A 16,814-nucleotide genomic window follows, 5' to 3' on the forward strand; every position below is an offset into this window, starting at 1 on the left:
CCGTTCATGCCTCGCCTGCTGATTGCCCTGCCATTCGCCCTGCTGCCGTTGTTCGCCGTCGCCGTGCATGCCGATGAACAGGTGCACGCCGGCCTCGGCACCCATGAACATGGCGTCGCCCAGCTCGACGCCGCTCTCGACGGCTCGGTACTGGAGCTGGAGCTGCGCAGCCCGGCGATGAACCTGGTGGGCTTCGAGCACCCGGCCAGCAGCGCCGAAGACCAGGCCAAGGTGGCGCAGATGCGCAAACAGTTGGAACAACCTCTGGCGCTGTTCCAGCTGGACAGCGGCGCCGGCTGCCACGTCACCACGCAAACCCTGCAAAGCCCGCTGTTTGGCGATCAGATGCCGTCCGAGCAGGACGACGACGGCGATGGCGACGACCATCAGCACAGTGAAGTGCATGCCCACTACCAGCTCACCTGCAGCCATCCGGCGGCCCTGCACCAGCTCGGCCTCGCACCGCTGTTCAAGACCTTCCCGGCCACTCGCCGAGTGCAGGTGCAGCTGATTGCGCCCAGCGGGCAGCAGGGCCTGGATGCCAGCGCCGCCGCCGCCACGCTGACGTTCTGAACATGCATCAGGCATTGATCGAACTGCGCGACCTGCGCTTCGCCTGGCCCGGCCAGGCCACCCTGCTGGACATCCCCGCGCTCACCCTGCAGGCCGGAGAAACGCTTTTTCTCAAGGGGCCCAGTGGCAGTGGCAAGACCACCCTGCTGAGCCTGCTCGGCGGCGTGCAGATGCCCGGCGCCGGCTCGGTGCAGGTGCTCGGCCAGGCCTTGGGCGAACTCGGCCAGGCGGCCCGTGATCGCTTCCGAGTGGACCACACTGGCTATATTTTCCAGCAGTTCAACCTGCTGCCGTTTCTGTCGGTGCGCGAAAACGTCGAGCTGCCCTGCCGCTTTTCCAGGCTGCGCCACCAACGCGCCCGGCAACGTCACGGCAGTGTCGACCACGCCGCGCGCCACCTGCTGGCGCACCTGGGGCTCAAGGACCCGGCGTTGCTGGAGCGGCGCGCCGGTACTCTCTCCATCGGCCAGCAACAGCGGGTCGCCGCCGCTCGTGCGCTGATCGGTCAACCCGAGCTGGTGATCGCCGACGAACCGACCTCGGCGCTCGACACCGAAACCCGCGAAGCCTTCCTCCGCCTGCTGTTCGACGAGTGTCGCGCGGCCGGCGCCAGTCTGCTGTTCGTCAGCCACGACCAGGGCCTGGCGCCGTTGTTCGACCGCGCGCTGTCGCTGGCCGAGCTCAATCGCGCCGCCCTGCCCGCCGAGGACCTGTGATGTATTTGTTGCGTCTCGCCCTGGCCAGCCTGGCCAACCGCCGCTTCACCGCCCTGCTCACCACCCTGTCGATTGCCCTGTCGGTGTGCCTGCTGCTGGCCGTCGAGCGGGTCCGCACCGAGGCCCGTACCAGCTTCGCCAGCACCATCAGCGGCACCGACCTGATCGTCGGCGCCCGCTCAGGCTCGGTGAACCTGCTGCTGTATTCGGTGTTTCGCATCGGCAATGCCACCAACAACATCCGCTGGGACAGCTTCGAGCACTACGCCAGCGACCCCCACGTGAAGTGGGCCATCCCGGTTTCGCTGGGCGACTCGCACCGCGGCTACCGGGTCATGGGCACCACCGAAAGCTATTTCGAGCACTACCAGTACGGTCATCATCAGAACCTGCAACTGGCCCAGGGCCGCACCTTCGCCAGCGATCCCTTCGAGGTGGTACTCGGTGCCGAAGTCGCCGACACCCTGCATTACAAGGTCGGCGAGCAGATCGTCCTGGCCCACGGTGTGGCCGCCATCAGCCTGGTCAAGCACGACGACAAGCCGTTCACCGTGGTCGGCATCCTCGCCCGCACCGGCACCCCGGTGGACCGCACCCTGCACATCAGCCTGGGCGGCATGGAAGCCATCCACATCGACTGGCACAACGGCGTGCCGGCCCGGGGCGCCGAGCGCATCAGCGCCGACCAGGCGCGCAACATGGACCTCACGCCCAAGGCCATCACCGCCTTCATGCTGGGCCTGAACAGCAGGATCTCGACCTTCGCCCTGCAACGCGACATCAACGAGTTTCGCGGCGAGCCGCTGCTGGCGATCCTGCCCGGGGTGGCCCTGCAGGAACTGTGGAGCCTGATGGGCACCGCCGAGCAGGCGCTGATGGTGATTTCGGTGTTTGTCGTGCTGACCGGCCTGATCGGCATGCTCACGGCGATCCTCACCAGCCTCAACGAGCGGCGCCGCGAGATGGCGATCCTGCGCTCGGTCGGTGCGCGGCCTTGGCATATCGCCAGCTTGCTGATTCTCGAAGCCTTGGCTCTGGCCGCCGCTGGCCTGGTCGTCGGGGTCGGCCTGCTGTACGCCGGCATCGCTGCGGCGCAAGGCTACGTGCAGGCCAATTACGGCCTGTACCTGCCGCTGTCGCTGCCAACGGCCTATGAATGCGGCCTGCTGGGGCTTATTCTCGCCGCTGCCTTGCTGATGGGCGCGATTCCCGCCTGGCGGGCGTACCGCCAGTCGCTGGCCGATGGCCTGTCGATTCACCTGTGATTTCACCTGTAAGGAGCCGAGCCATGCGTCGCGTCTGGGGTCTGGTGTTGCTGCTGGCCAGTTTTCCGTTGTGGGCGGCCGAGCCACGCGAGATCAACTGGGACGCGCTGATTCCGCCCGACGCCCCGCACCTCAAGCCGGTCATGACGCCCATGCACGACCTGTCGAAGATGGGCACGGCGCTGATGGAAGCCGCGCCACCTGCGCCGCAGCAGGCGCCCAACGCGCCGGTGGTCAAGGCGCTGGACGGCCAGCAGCTGCGCATCCCTGGCTACATCGTGCCGCTGGAGGTCAACGAGCAGGGCCGCACCACCGACTTTCTGCTGGTGCCCTACTACGGCGCCTGCATTCATGTGCCGCCGCCGCCCTCGAACCAGATCGTGCACGTCACCAGCGAGCTGGGGGTGAAGGTCGACGAGCTGTACCAGCCCTACTGGATCGAAGGGTCGATGCAGGTCAAGGCCAGCAGCAGCGAGCTGGCCGATGCCGGCTACCAGATGGCCGCGCAGAAGATCTTCGTCTACGAGCTGCCCTGATCGCGCTTTCATTGAGCCAGGTCAAAAGCCCTGGCCGGCGCCTCACTACCATCTGAAGCCAATTTTCAACCTTGGCCAGATGGAGTTCCCATGCCTGACTTCCCTCGTTTCACTCCGCTGTTGCGCGCCAGCGCGCTGGGCCTGGCGCTGCTTGCGCCGCTGGCGCAAGCGCACCAGGCCGGCGATTTCATCATCCGCGCGGGCGCGGCCACCACCGCCCCCCACGAAGACAGCGGCAACCTCAAGCTTGATGGCGCCAAGGTCGCCGGCACCAAGGCGACGCTGGACAGCGACACCCAGCTGGGCCTGGCGCTGGCCTATATGTTCGCCGACCACTGGGGCGTCGAACTGCTGGCCGCCACGCCGTTCCAGCACACCGTCGGCGTGCACGGGGTCAGCGCCGCCACCGGCGTGCCGGGGCTGGACGGCAAGCTGGCGACGGTCAAGCAGCTGCCGCCGACGCTGTCGCTGCAGTATTACCCGATGGCGCCGACCTCGGCCCTGCAACCCTATGCCGGGGTGGGCCTGAACTACACCTTCTTCTACGGCGAAGACCTCAGCGGCGCGCGTCGGCAGGAAGGCTTCAGCAACCTCAAGCTCAAGGACTCGGTGGGCCTGGCCGGGCAACTGGGTGTGGACTACATGCTCACCGACCATCTGCTGCTCAACGCCTCGGTGTGGTACGTCGACATCGGCACCAAGGCCAGCGTTGACGGCCCTACCGCCTTGGGAGTCGGCCGCACCAAGGTCGACGTCGACGTCGACCCGTGGGTCTACATGGTCGGCCTCGGCTACCGCTTTTAAGCCCCCACCCTCTCAATCACCATTAAGGTGCGCCGAATCCGTCAGCGCACCTTAATGGCGCACCTGCCATATTTTTCCGGCATCCCCTTCCATTTTCCGCGCCCAATGTTGCGAGATGTTTCGGTAGTCTGCGCAGTGCTTTGCGGTGCCTGCCCGATGTGGCAAGGCCCTTGCTCTGCAAACTCCATCGCGTCTTCAAACAGCCTCCGGATGCCCAAAAATGCTGGTGATTCACCGCAGAATCGAGCCAAAACCTGACTGGTCGGCCGAAATCCATCTCAACTACGACGCCCGCAGCAAAAGCCGCCTGCGCTGTTTCAGTGCCAGTGGCGAAGACGTCGGCCTGTTTCTCGAGCGCGGCCAGTCGCCGCTGCGTGACGGCGAATTCCTCGAAGCTGAAGACGGCCGCATCGTGCGCGTCTGTGCCCGCCCCGAGACCCTGCTGCACGTAACCTGCGCCAGCGCCTTCGAACTGACCCGCGCGGCCTACCACCTGGGCAACCGCCACGTGGCCTTGCAGGTCGGCGACGGCTGGCTGCGCCTGCTCGATGACTACGTACTCAAGGCCATGCTCGACCAGTTGGGCGCCACCAGCGAGCAGATCGAGGCGCCCTTCCAGCCCGAGCATGGCGCCTATGGCGGCGGCCATCACCATTCCCGGCACGGCGACGAGGATTTCAACTATCCGCCACGCCTGCACCAGTTCGGCGTGCGCAAGTGAACCCGGCCTGGGCCTTGCTGCGCCTGGCCAGCCCGCAGTTGCCGATCGGCGGCTACAGCTATTCCCAGGGCCTGGAAATGGCAGTGGAGCAGCGCCTGGTCAGCGATGCGGCCAGCGCCGCCGGCTGGATCGGTGATCAATTGCTGCTCAACCTGGCGCGCTTCGAAGCGCCGCTGCTGCTGGCTCACTGCCAGGCCGCCGCCGACGCCGACTGGCCTGCCTTGCTCGCCCGTTGCCATGAGCACCGCGCCAGCCGCGAAACCCGCGAGCTGGCCCAGGAAAGCCGGCAGATGGGCTACTCGCTCAAGCAACTGCTGCTCGGCCTGCCCGAGCTCGACCGGCCGGCCCGAGACCTGCTCGACCAGGTCGGCGAGCCGCACCTGGCGCTGGGCTGGGCCCTGGCTGCACGGGCTTGGCAGATCAGCCCGGGCGACGCCCTCGCCGCCTGGCTGTGGAGCTGGCTGGAGAACCAGTTGGCGGTGCTGATGAAGACTCTGCCGTTGGGCCAGCAAGCCGCCCAGCGCCTGACCAGCCAACTGCTGCCGGTGCTGCAGCAGGCCGAGCGCCAGGCCGCGCAGCTGGACCCCGATGATTACGGCAGTGCGCCGTTCGGCCTTGCCTTGGCAAGCATGGCCCACGAACGGCAGTACAGCCGCCTGTTCCGTTCCTAGGAGAAAACCATGAATGCTCAACCCCTGCGCGTCGGCATCGGCGGCCCCGTCGGCTCCGGCAAGACCGCATTGACCCTGGCGCTGTGCCTGGCGCTGCGCGAACGCTACAACCTGGCGGTGGTGACCAACGACATCTACACCCGTGAAGACGCCGACTTTCTGGTGCGCAACGAAGCCCTGGCGCCGGAGCGCATCATCGGCGTGGAAACCGGCGGCTGCCCGCATACCGCCATCCGCGAGGACGCCTCGATCAACCTCGAGGCGGTCGACCAGCTCAACCGGCGCTTCCCCGGCCTGGACCTGATCCTGGTGGAATCGGGCGGCGACAACCTCTCGGCCACCTTCAGCCCCGAGCTGTCGGACCTGACCATCTACGTGATCGACGTCTCCGCCGGTGACAAGCTGCCGCGCAAAGGCGGGCCAGGCATCTGCAAGTCGGATTTGCTGGTGATCAACAAGATCGACCTGGCGCCGCTGGTCGGCGCCTCGCTGGAGATGATGGACGGCGACACCCGGCGCATGCGCGGCGAGCGGCCGTTCGTGTTCAGCAACCAGAAGACCGGCCAGGGCCTGGAGCAGATCGTTGCCTTCATCGAGCGCCAGGGCCTGCTGACGGCCGCCTGAACCGTTCATGATCGATACGTCCCACTGATAAGGAAGCCCCATGACTGCAAAGAAAACTCTCGCTGGCCTGGCGCTGCTGCTCGCCCCCGCGCTGGCCTTCGCCCACCCCGGGCATGATGAAAGCGGCCTGCTGGCCGGCATCGCCCACCCCTTGACCGGGGTCGACCACCTGCTGGCAATGCTCGCCGTTGGCCTGTGGGCCGCGCAGCAGAAAGGCACTGCGCGCTGGCTGCTGCCCTGCACCTTCGTGGTGACCATGCTGGTGGGCGGCGTGCTGGGCTTCGCCGGCCTGCAACTGCCGGCGATGGAGAACGGGATCGCCGCCTCGGTGCTGGCCCTGGGGCTGGCCGTGGCCCTGGCGGTACGTCCGCCATTGGTGCTGGCGACTGCCGCGACTGCACTGTTCGCCCTGTTCCATGGGGTGGCGCACGGCCTCGAACTACCGGACATGGCCAGCCCATGGGGCTACGCCCTGGGCTTCGTCGCCGCCACCGCTGCGCTGCATGCCGTGGGCTTTGCCCTGGTGCGCTTCGTGCCCAAGGCCGCAGCGCCGCTGGTGCGGGTGGCGGGGGCCTTGTCGGCCCTGGCCGGAATGTGGTTGCTCGCGGCCTGATCCGCAAGGCCGAGCCTGCTCGGGAACCGGGTCGCCTCGATTCCGGTAGGACTGAGCTTGCTCGGTCCTACAGTGGCCCGTTACGCGGTTTGCCTGACAGCTGACACACCTCACCTGCTACCATGTCGCCCACAAAAAGCCCCTCTTTGTGACGACTGCCTGCCCCATGCCCCATCAAGCCTCCCTTGCCGCCCTTACCGCCGCCACCCACGAGCACTTCCTGCGCAGCGTCGTGCCGCTGTGGCTGGGCCCGGGCTGGAACGCCGAACTGGCCCTGCCCTATGAGGCTCTGGATGCCACGCACCGGCCCCTGCCAGCGCAGCGCTACCGGGCCATGGCCTGTGCGCGGCAGTTGTACCTGTTCAGCCGCCACATCGAGGTGGACGGCGCCCGCGAGCGCGCGGCGGCGTTGTTCCGCTCGCTGCAGCGGCACTTTCATGACGCCGAGCACGGTGGCTGGTTCTACAGCATCGACGCCCTGGGCCAACCGCTGGATCGCAGCAAGGACCTGTACACCCACGCCTTCATCATCTTCGCCTGCGCTCACTATTGGCACGCGGTCCGCGAGCCACTGGTGGAGTCGGTGCTCGATGCGGCGCTGGCAGTGGTGGCCGAACAGTTCGCCGGCAGCGACGGCCTGTATGCCTCGGCCCTGGCCGAGGACTGGTCGGACAACGGCGGCGGCCCGCTGCAAAACCCCTTGATGCACCTGACCGAGGCCTTCCTGGCCACCTTGGCGGTGCGCGACGACGCCCCGACCCAGGCCGCACTGCTGGCCCTGGCCGATGCCATGCAGCAGCACTTCATCGAACCTGCTCGCGGGCTGATGCTGGAGAAGCCCTGCGGGGCTGTGGATAACTGGTTCGAACCAGGGCATCAGTTCGAGTGGTTCTACCTGCTCGAATCGTCCGCATTGATGCGCCAGCACCCGCTGCGCGAGTCGGTGGCGCGCTGCTTTGCCTTCGCCGAAGAATACGGGGTGGAGGATGGAGCGGTGTTGTCGATGCTGGAACCCGATGGCCGCGTGCGTGACGCTACCCGGCGGATCTGGGCCCAGGCCGAATACCTGCGCGCACTGACCCTGCGGCCCGGCGCGGACGTCGCCGGGCAATTGCGGGTGTTCGGCGAGCAGTTTCTGCATGCCGGCGGCTGGTACGAATGCCGCGATGCCGCAGGCCAGGTCAGCCGCAGCGATATGCCCTCGACCACGCCTTACCATTTGGTGACGTGCTACCTGGCCCTGTGAACTGCGGCGATCGCTGCACGGCGGGATGTGGGAGGGGGGCCAAGCCCCCGAGCCCGTTTTGCCCATCAATGACAGGCAGGTGCCCTTATTTCTTGCGCTCTACCGCAAACCCGGCCCAGCTTTGCGAAACTGGCATGATTTCCAGGCTGTTGATATTGATGTGCGGCGGCTGGGTCATGATCCAGTAGATGGTCTCGGCGATGTCCTGCGGCTGAATCGGGTCGGCGCCGGCGTAGGTGGCGTCGTACTTGGCCTGGTCGCCGCCAAAGCGCACCAGCGAGAACTCGCTCTCGCACATGCCCGGTTCCAGGTTGGTCACGCGCACGCCGGTGCCTTGCAGGTCGCAGCGCAGGTTCAGCGAAAACTGCCCGACGAAGGCCTTGGTGCCGCCGTACACATGGCTGCCCGGGTAGGGATAGTTGCCGGCCACCGAGCCCAGGTTGACGATGCCGGCGCCCTTGCCGTGGGCGATCAGCCGCGGCAACAGCAGGCGGGTGCTGTAGATCAGGCCCTTGATGTTGGTGTCGACCATGGTGTCCCAGTCGTCCAGGTCGCACTTGGGCGCCGGGTCGGTGCCCAGGGCCAGCCCGGCGTTGTTGATCAGGCCCGCTATCTTGTCGAACTGCGGGGGCAGGCCGGCGATGGCGGCCTCCATGGCCTGGCGGTCGCGCACGTCGAGCACCAGGGTGTGCACCGCCGTCTGCTGCGACAACTCGGCGGCCAGCGCTTGCAGACGCTCCTCACGGCGGCCGGTGAGGATCAACGACCACCCCGCCTCGGCAAAGCGCCGGGCGCAGGCTTCGCCGAATCCGGAAGTGGCACCGGTGATAAACACAGTGGAAGTCATCTCGTTCTCCAGGTCAGTCAGGCGTTCACAGTAGGTGAATCGTTTCAAAAGGATGCCCGGCACGGGCCGCATGAGCAAGCACCGGGTGTGGCGCCAAGGCGCTTGGCGACCGGTCTGGCGCTTTGTTTCCAAAGCTTTCCCACAGACTTATCCACAGGTCGGCAGCGCTCCCATGAGCGCGTTCGACCGGTGGATAAATGGGTTGACAAAAGCGCTGCGTGCTTGGCTGAACTGCATTGATCATAAAATAATCACCTGGCTGCAGACCGCGTCCTCCGTGGCCTGCAGCTCACTACCCCCAAGTTGTGCACAGTCACACCCACAGTAATGGGGGACAAGTGAAACAGGTGACAAAACAATGAATTACAGCGGCCAAGTGTCGCAGTTTGGCAGGCCCGTGAATTTCTTTTCCACATTTGCCGATTGGCGTTCGTCAAGCCTGCCGAACACTTCAATTGCGTTCTTTTTCACCCCTCGGTTTGCTCAGTTTCAGTTTGTCGTAGACGTAGGTCTGCAGGAGCATCAGCGTCGCATCGGCGCCGAGCCAGCCGCAGAGCCCTACCAGCACGGCGCACATCTCGGGCGGCAAGCCCGCCAACCTGCCGATCAACAGGATGAGGCCGCCGGCAAACCCGGCTGCCACCCCCTGCAGCGCAGTTTCCCCCAGCGATATCTTTTGCCGGGCCTTGCGCTTGCGCATCAAGTAGCCCAGTACGCCACCGATGATTGCGATCACGATATACCCCCACGACAGGGAAAATGCGGTCAGCAGCTCGACCTGACTCATCACGGAAACTCCCTGGCTAGATGGAGTGCCTTCGGGTTTGCCTGACATTGCCGGAAACCTTGCCGGTCATGACATTTTCCAGTCCGGAAATGATTCCTGCGCAGTTGTGACAGGCCGGGAAGTCATCGCCTTTCTCCTGGCCCACCAGACGCTGGGTGTAGATGAACAAGCTATTCAAGGTGGCCGACGTCCCCGCCCCCTGCGCACGAGGCTGCGACAGCGCATGGTTGAGCGCCTGCACTTCGGCATGCAGGCCGGCCACCCCCGCCTCCTTGGGCAGGACGTGGGCGTTGCGGGCGACGTGTTGACGGATCCTCGACTCCACCACCGGGTGCAGCTCGGTTCCGCTGGCCGAATATTGCTGCCTGATGGCGCCGACGAAGGCATCCTCGTCGGTAACCCGGTAGTAGCCCATGTCAATCCATGGCCGCCAGGCCTTGGCAGTGAGCAAGGTCTCGGGGTGGTAGGCGCCGAGTCGGCTGGAGCGGCCTGGGTCGATACTCTGGATGCCGGCGAAGATCCCCTTGCCGGCGACAGTTCCGGGAAAGTTGACGAAGCCGTCCTGGTACGCCTGGGTAGCGCCATTGAGTACCCCGGCATGGGCGGCGAAATTCTTCAGCTTGGCATTGGTGTACGTCATGGTTTGCGAGCGCTTGATTCGTTGCGCCGGCGTCTTCTGAGCCTTGAGCACCTTCTCGCTGTCCTCGGTCTCCTTGAGAATGGCCTGGGTGTTGGCGCTGAAGGCTTGATACTTCTCGCGTACCTCTGGTTGGTTGGCATAGATGGCCGACTCCAACCGCGCCGGGCGCTCGGTGCTGGCCAGGTCCAGCCAGTCCAGTGAATCCACCGGGGTGAGCCCGTCAGGGTCGAGCAGGGTCATGGGGTTGTTGCGCACCATGCGGTACAGGTTCAGGCCGTCGACCTCCCCCGCCGGGTCGGCGCTGATCCAACGGCACAGCCACGGCGCATAGTAGCGATAGCCATAGCAGTACAGGCCGGTGGCATCACGCTCCTTGCCCGAATAGCGCACTGTCTTGTAGCTGGCCTCCAGCTGGCTGCGCGCTGCCCATACGGCGGTGCCGCCAAAGGGGTAGTACTCCTCGCGGCTGAGGGTCTGGCCAAGGCCATCAAGCTCCAGGCGCGACGAGCCGACCAGGTCGTCCAGGCTCAACCGCAGCCCGTCGTTGGCCAACCCCGCCGGCTTGCCCAGCAGCCAGTGCAGCACCCGCACACCGCTGCGACCGGCCTGGCAGACGAGGGTCTGCAAGCTTTCCCGGGCGGCAGATTGCAGCATGCCACTGGCGCCCTGGCTCTCCTGGAACGAGGTGCGCCATTCCAGCCCCGGCAGGTAGCGCACCTCCTCCACCGACCACAACCCCGTGGCGGCGTTGACCAGGCGACGCGTCTGCTTGCGCACCCGCACACCCTCCCGATACTGGTACAGCTCGCGATCGCTGCGCTGCAGATCGCCTTGCCGATCGAGCAGGACCACGGCTTGCAGGCCGTCGTCGGCGTTCCAGAGCAGCGACTGCTGCGTGTCGGGCTGGGTTTGCAGGCTCTGCAGATTGCCGTTGGCGTCGAACCAGCGACTGACACCAACCTGGGCTGCGCCCTGGGGCTGGCGCACGCTGCGGTTGGACAGCGGATCGATGAGCATGGCCTGGGTATAGGCGCTCGCGCCGACGTGCACCAGGCTCGTCAGGTTGCCGCTGTCGTCGTAGCTGTAACGGCGGGTGTAGTTGACGCAATGCCCGCTGTCACCCGGGATCGGCGTCAGCAAGGCCGGCAGACGCTGGTCCTGCGGGCCGGCACCGGCCTGTTCGCGGCCGGTGGCGCTGATCAGCTGCGACAGGGCGTCGTAGCCGAACGTGCGCACGGCGTTGGTCGCCTGATTGCGAAAATGGTCGGTGGCCACGCTTGCGTCGTCAGACTCGACGAGATTGCCCACCGGGTCGTATCGGTAAGCCAGCGACTGCAGCAGCGCCTGGTCGTGCTCGCGCACCACGCGCATGCCCTGCAGGCGTCGGGTCTGCGCCTGATAGGCGTAGGTGGTGGTGCAGGCCGCCGCAGTTCGTTCGTGCAGCACTTGCCCGGCCGCGTTGTAGGCCACCTGGTCGAACAGGATCTGCGCCTGTTCCTGGCCGGCCAGCTGCAACTGCCGGCCGAGCAGCTGTCCGCTGACATCATAGGCCCAGTGCTGCTGGTGACCGCCGGCATCGGTCTGCACCAGCGGCGCACCCAGGGCGTCGACCTGGGTCAAGGTGCCGTAACTGACCGCCTCCAGCCTGGCCGAGTCCGGGCTCGGCGCAGTGCCCCAGTCCACGGGGCCCTCGGCGTTGCGCAGGAAGGTCTGCGAGCTGCGCAACACGGCGCCGGACAGGCCGACACTGGCGGTGCTCAGCTGGCCGGCCTGGTCATATTGATGCACACAGACGCCGCGCAGGTTGTGCCTTTCGGGCTGCGGCGTGGCGGGGTCAGCGTCGCCGTAGACATAGCGGGCGCTGACGAACGACGCCGCGCCGTCACCCGGCTGGGTGCGCCGGGACAACGGTCGGCCCAGCAGGTCGTAATCGACCTGCTGCACGGTGCCGCGACCGTCACGGCTCCAGGCCAGCCGGCCCTGCACGTCGAACAGGGCGATGCGCTCGCCGTTGTCGCTACTCTCACGCCGCAGCACCTGGCCGCTCAGGCAGGCGGTCTGCGTCAGGTTGGCCGCAGCGCCGGGGTCGGCCGTCCAGGCGTCGAAGCGGCGCGGGTCGCGCCAGCAGGTGACGCGGCTGGCGTCGCAGTAGCTGACGTGGCTGATCAGCCGTTGCGCGGGCGCGTCGAGGCGCGAGCGGTTGTAGTGCAAAGTGCGCACGGTGCGCCCGCGCGGATCGAAGACCTTGAGGGTCGGTGTGGCGGTGGACAGTGTCGGGGATTTCATTGCATACCTCCCTGGCCGAGGCCCTGGGTGTCGTTTTCGTCTTCGTGGGCCTCGAACCAGGGGTAGTAGTGGGTCCGACGCAGGTCGCCAAGGGCGGTCACGGTGTGGGTTTCCCGACCCAGCGGGTCGTAATGATGGCGGTCGCTGTGGCCACGACCACGCAGCGCGCGGTCGGATACAGGACGCCAGTCATCGATGAAGAACGGCTGGTAGCGGCGCACCACCTGGCCCTTGCTGTCATATTCGACCCGCGCCGACACCACCCAGCGCGGATCGGCCGGCGCCGCGCGGGTATCGAGCTCGCCATCGGCGCGGCGCTGCCAGGCCTCGCCCGGCGCCACGCGGGTGCATTGCTGCAACAGACGGCCGAAGCCATCGCTGTAGCTCAGGCTGATGCGGATCTGCTGCACAGTACCGGCCTGCGGATAACGGTCCGCCACCAGGCTCAGGCTGTGCACCGGTACGCCACCACGAGAAGCCAGCAGCGCGACCACCGCGTGCGGCAACTCGCCAGCGCCGGGCACCTGGGCGGCCCACTCTCGCCCAGCCAGGCGAACGTGCCCCGAGGCGGTGATGCAGCGCGCCTCCAGCAGCGCCTGCCACAGGCGCCGAGCGCTCGCCGGGTCGGCGGACAGGTCGGCCGGCTCGACCTGGCCCATCCAGCTGAAGGGGTCGGTCAGGGTCACCGTCGCCGTCTGCTGGACGTGCACGGGGTCCAGCGCCTGGGCGATCGCCGCCGCAATGCTCGCTGCGGGCGCCGGCCCCAAGCTGTCGAGGGAGCGGAAACCGACCGCCACGCCGTCCTCCTCGCTGCCGTGGTGGCTGCTCTGGATGACCTGACCAAGGGCATCGAAGCGAACTTCGTGAACATTGCCGTTGATGTCGGTGAGCGCTCGCGCGGTGCCGAATCGATAGTCCGGGACGGTCTTGACGATGTTCCCCAGTGCGTCGGTGTGGCTGATCGGCAGCAGGCTGCAGGCGTCATAGGACAGGGTTGTGCGGCCGGCCAGCGCGCTGCTCTGCTCAGCGGTCTTGCGGTAGAAATGCGCCGGCCCGGCATACTCGCTCAAGCCTACGTCCGCCGCCCACAGCGGCTCGGCGCTGGCGCCGTCGACATTCAGTTGCGTTTGCCAGGGCGCATAGCCAAGCCTGGCCGCTTGTAGCGACGGCATGTCGGCCACGCCCTGGTAGGCCTCCAAGGCGCGCCCGTCGAGCAGCGCTGTGCGCACCGCGCGCACTTGCACGGGCAAGGTCGGGGGCGTGCTTGAATAGAGGTTTTCGCTCTGCCCTTGCAAGTGCCGAGGCCTGGCCGGCGCCAGCAGCCCGTCCTCGGCCTTGAGGGTCTCATGGCTGACCCCCGCCGCTGGCAGGCCGACAGCGCTCAGCCGGTTGCTGCGCTGCAGCGCCGGCAGGCCGAGGGCCCAGTACGGGGCCGTGGCGGTATTGGTGTAGTCGAGGCGGTCCAGGTGGTAGGCGCTCGCCCGTCGTTCATCGATGCTCAGGGTCTGCTGCTGGGCATCGTAGCTGCCGGCCCAGGCATCGGCGGGCAGATAGTCCGGGTAGGGCGAGGGGGTGAAGGCTGCGCGCCGCGGGTAGGCCAGATCGACCGTCCACAGGGGTACGCCATAGGCGTCCATCTGCAGCAGCACGCGATGGCTGACGGCGGGGTCCTGCACCAGTTGCTCGTAGACCAGCTCGACGCTCTCCAGGGTGACTGGCAGCGCCACCGGTTGCGCGCCGGCCTGCACCAGCCGCACCTGATGACGCTGGTAACGGCAGCTGTAGGGGGCGCTGGCCTGTGGATCGGCCGCCCAGGTCTCACTGCGCAGCAACCTGCCGCGCAGGGCGCGGTACAGCCACCACTGGCTCTGCGGATCGAGGTTGGCCAGCGGCTGATCATCGCTGCGGCCGGGGTCGTAGCGAACCAGGCGCGTAGCGTTCAGCCGTGGCGCCAGGGCGTCGCCGGCGAAGGGCACGCCATACAGCTGGCGCTCGTCGTGCTCGCGCCCGCAATGGTACCAATGGCGCGTCAACAACGCCGGCGCTGGCGTCAGGTCGGCGCCTGTGGCCTGGGCACCCTCGCCGCTGTCCAGCGTCTGGACGTAGGCAAAACCGCGAAACTCACGTTGCTGGCCGTCATAGACGCCCTGGCGGTAGCTGTGCTGCGAGCTCAGGACATTGCCGGTGACCTCGTCGGTCAGGGTACTGTGGTGCAGCAAGGGCATGGCCAGTGGCAGGCCAGGCACTGCGCCGGGGTGTTCGGCTTTCTCATCCAGCCAGAATTGCGTCGAGTTGCGGTAGCTGAACGTTGTCTGCGCGCCGCGATTGTTGACCACCCGGCTCAACAGCCGTGGGGTGGTGTCGAAGAAACGGTAGCGCCAATGCCGCCGAGCGCCGCCGGGCACCGTCAGGATCAGCTCCACGCAGCCGGTGCCGGCAATGTCGGCGAGGGTAATCCGGCACTGCGAGTCATAGCGCAAGCCTGGCGGCAGCGCCAGGCGAACCGGGGCGGCGAAACCATTGCCGGCCAGGTTGCGGTACAGGCTGATGCTGTCGTGGCGGGCGTAGATCAGGTCGCTGGTACCGCTGCCATCGAGGTCGGCGAGAAACAGCTGATCAGGATTGAACACGCCTTGCCGGTCGATGGCCTGGTCCAGGCGCAGGTCGACGGGAGCGGCAAAACGGCCACGGCCCAGGTTCGGCCAGCAACGCACCCGGGCGTGGCTGATCTGCACCAGATGCGCCTGGCCGGAGCCGAGCATGTCGGCAAAGGCGATCAGCACCCCGGCGTCCTGGCCGGCCACCGGCAAGGTCACCTCGCTGTCGGTGGCCAGGCTGAGGGCCGGGGCGAACACGCCGCCCTGATTGGCATACAGCCGCACGCTGCGCGGCCCGATCAACGCCAGGTCGGCCAGCCCGCTGCCCACCAGGCGGGCCAACTGCGCCTGGGGATGGAACCCCTCCGACGGCAACGCGCCAAGCGGCTGAAAATCACCCCAGGCGCCCTTGGCGCTCAGGCTGAAAAACCCGGCCAGCCCAGGCTGGGCGAGCATCCAGTCCAATTGGCCGTTGCCGGTCAGGTCCAGCAGCTGCAATTGCTGCCCTTGCAACGACGGAACCTGCGGCAGCGCCTCGGCGGGGCCGTAGGCGACCTGTTCGGTCTGCTGCCGGGCCCGCACCGGCGGGCGGTATTGCCAGTTGGCAGCATCGCGATAAAGCACGCCCGGCAAGCCTTCGCCATACAGGTCAACCAGGTGGAACGGGCGTGTGCCGTCGAGGTTGGGAAAGTCCTCCAACGCCTGCCAACGCGCCGGGTCGTCGGGCAGTTGCGACGCCGTGTAGCCCAACTCCAGCGGCGGCAGGCTGCACAGGCTGCCGTCGACCTCGTAGGCCAGCGACTGCGCGGCGGTGAGCAGACTCATTGCCGGGTCGGCGCGATATTCCAGGAGCAGGCGGGTCACCAGGCTGGGTTCGTCTGCCGCACTGTCGACCGCGCAGTGGTACATCAGCACCTGATGGCACAGGCGCTGGGTGCGAACCTCGAACCCGTAGTCGTAGCGGGAAAAGCTGTCCGCGCGCGGCAGCCATGGCCCGCTCGGGGCGTAGGATGGGCAGGTGTCGGCGGCCAGGCCGCGCTCGCCATAGTCGAACACCAGGGTAAACAGCCAGCGCTGCGCCGCCGCGGGCGCATCGCCCTGCCACAGGAACAGGCGCTCGGCGGGCGTGCGGTTGCCATAGCTGACCTGGCTCAGATAGCGGTTGGCGCGGGCGCCGGGCGACTCGACGTGAGCTTCCTGGCGGTACTGGAACCACATGTCGTCGCCGTTGGGCGCGAGCATTTCCTCGAGCAGCCAGGCGGCGGTATGCGCCGGCTGCGCCGGGTCGCTGATGCGCGCGGCGGTGGTCTTGCCGAACATCTGCAGGGTGCCTTCGCGCCCGTGCAGCAGCCAAAAGTCCTTCCCCGGCTCGGCGAACCAGTGCTCCAGGCGGTCGAAGCGAGCCTCGGTGCGCGGGAAATAGCGGGTTACCCGATAGCGGGCGCCGAGCCGCTGCGGGCCGAAATGCTCGGTCTGTACGCTGACCACCGTGCCCTGGGCGTCACGCTCGGGCACCAGCAGCTCGCCGTCCGGGTCAAGAAACTCATCCTGCAGCTGATCGCTGCCGGGCATGCCGTACTGCGGCACGCCGAGGCGGGTGCGTCGCGAGATCATCGGTGCGGCGCAGGACCAGCCGAGGCCGAATGGGCCATTGCCGCCGGCGCTGCTGTAGCTCAGCGCCAAGGCCGGGGTCAGGGTACGCCCGCTGCTGATGGGCAATGGCAAAGTCATCTGCACCTGGCCGCTGGGACCCTGGCCGCCGGAGCTTTCGCCCATGCCAGTGATCGCCCCGCCGCCTTTGGGCAGGGTCGGTGCCGAAATCGACAGGTTCTGTGGGTTGTTCATGAATCGAATCCTTACTGCGGCCGACCGCGCTGCGGCCGGGCAG

General features: G+C 67.1%; 14 protein-coding genes. 10 read left to right on the forward strand and 4 right to left on the reverse strand.

Translation table 11 applies throughout. The features are described 5' to 3' along the window. The first annotated feature begins 6 nt into the window (after positions 1–6). From SFA35_RS23300 to SFA35_RS23345, 10 genes are all read left to right on the forward strand, one after another. Positions 7–573, forward strand: a complete 567-nt coding sequence (locus SFA35_RS23300) for a DUF2796 domain-containing protein (RefSeq protein WP_320573135.1) — start codon at positions 7–9, stop codon at positions 571–573. 2 nt (positions 574–575) lie between these two features. Further along, positions 576–1,289, forward strand: coding sequence for an ABC transporter ATP-binding protein (locus SFA35_RS23305; protein ID WP_320573137.1), 714 nt, complete (start codon positions 576–578; stop codon positions 1,287–1,289). Next, on the forward strand, positions 1,289–2,554 hold the full coding sequence (locus SFA35_RS23310; protein ID WP_320573139.1) for an ABC transporter permease: 1,266 nt from the start codon (positions 1,289–1,291) through the stop codon (positions 2,552–2,554). The genes SFA35_RS23305 and SFA35_RS23310 overlap by 1 nt, the downstream gene beginning before the upstream one ends. 23 nt (positions 2,555–2,577) lie before the next feature. Next, positions 2,578–3,090, forward strand: a complete 513-nt coding sequence (locus SFA35_RS23315; protein ID WP_320573141.1) for a DUF3299 domain-containing protein — start codon at positions 2,578–2,580, stop codon at positions 3,088–3,090. Positions 3,091–3,180: 90 nt separating this feature from the next. Beyond that, positions 3,181–3,894, forward strand: coding sequence for an OmpW/AlkL family protein (locus SFA35_RS23320; protein ID WP_320573142.1), 714 nt, complete (start codon positions 3,181–3,183; stop codon positions 3,892–3,894). Between the two features lie 220 nt (positions 3,895–4,114). Next, positions 4,115–4,615 (forward strand): urease accessory protein UreE, encoded by a 501-nt coding sequence (ureE, locus tag SFA35_RS23325; RefSeq protein WP_320573143.1) that lies wholly within the window; start codon positions 4,115–4,117, stop codon positions 4,613–4,615. Beyond that, a complete protein-coding gene (locus tag SFA35_RS23330) occupies positions 4,612–5,286 on the forward strand; it encodes an urease accessory protein UreF (RefSeq protein WP_320573145.1) in 675 nt (224 codons plus the stop codon). Before ureE ends, SFA35_RS23330 begins: the two co-directional genes overlap by 4 nt. Before the next feature lie 9 nt (positions 5,287–5,295). Further along, on the forward strand, positions 5,296–5,910 hold the full coding sequence (ureG, locus tag SFA35_RS23335) for an urease accessory protein UreG (RefSeq protein ID WP_320573147.1): 615 nt from the start codon (positions 5,296–5,298) through the stop codon (positions 5,908–5,910). Between the two features lie 40 nt (positions 5,911–5,950). After that, positions 5,951–6,523 carry a HupE/UreJ family protein gene (locus SFA35_RS23340; protein WP_320573150.1) on the forward strand — a complete coding sequence of 191 codons (573 nt, stop codon included), beginning with the start codon at positions 5,951–5,953 and terminating at the stop codon, positions 6,521–6,523. Between the two features lie 166 nt (positions 6,524–6,689). Continuing rightward, positions 6,690–7,769, forward strand: a complete 1,080-nt coding sequence (locus SFA35_RS23345; protein WP_320573152.1) for an AGE family epimerase/isomerase — start codon at positions 6,690–6,692, stop codon at positions 7,767–7,769. Positions 7,770–7,854: 85 nt separating this feature from the next. Here SFA35_RS23345 and SFA35_RS23350 read toward each other — a convergent pair whose 3' ends face one another. From SFA35_RS23350 to SFA35_RS23365, 4 genes are all read right to left on the reverse strand, one after another. Further along, entirely contained in the window at positions 7,855–8,616 is a 762-nt protein-coding gene (locus SFA35_RS23350) for an SDR family oxidoreductase (RefSeq protein ID WP_320573154.1), read from the reverse strand. A gap of 451 nt (positions 8,617–9,067) precedes the next feature. After that, complete coding sequence (locus SFA35_RS23355; RefSeq protein ID WP_320573157.1) at positions 9,068–9,403, reverse strand: phage holin family protein; 336 nt, start codon at positions 9,401–9,403, stop codon at positions 9,068–9,070. Positions 9,404–9,419: 16 nt separating this feature from the next. Further along, positions 9,420–12,329, reverse strand: coding sequence for an RHS repeat-associated core domain-containing protein (locus SFA35_RS23360; RefSeq protein ID WP_320573159.1), 2,910 nt, complete (start codon positions 12,327–12,329; stop codon positions 9,420–9,422). Further along, positions 12,326–16,771, reverse strand: coding sequence for a SpvB/TcaC N-terminal domain-containing protein (locus tag SFA35_RS23365; RefSeq protein WP_320573161.1), 4,446 nt, complete (start codon positions 16,769–16,771; stop codon positions 12,326–12,328). Before SFA35_RS23365 ends, SFA35_RS23360 begins: the two co-directional genes overlap by 4 nt. Between the last annotated feature and the right edge of the window lie 43 nt (positions 16,772–16,814).

Origin of the sequence: Pseudomonas sp. HR96 (assembly GCF_034059295.1) — a bacterium.
Lineage (GTDB): Bacteria > Pseudomonadota > Gammaproteobacteria > Pseudomonadales > Pseudomonadaceae > Aquipseudomonas.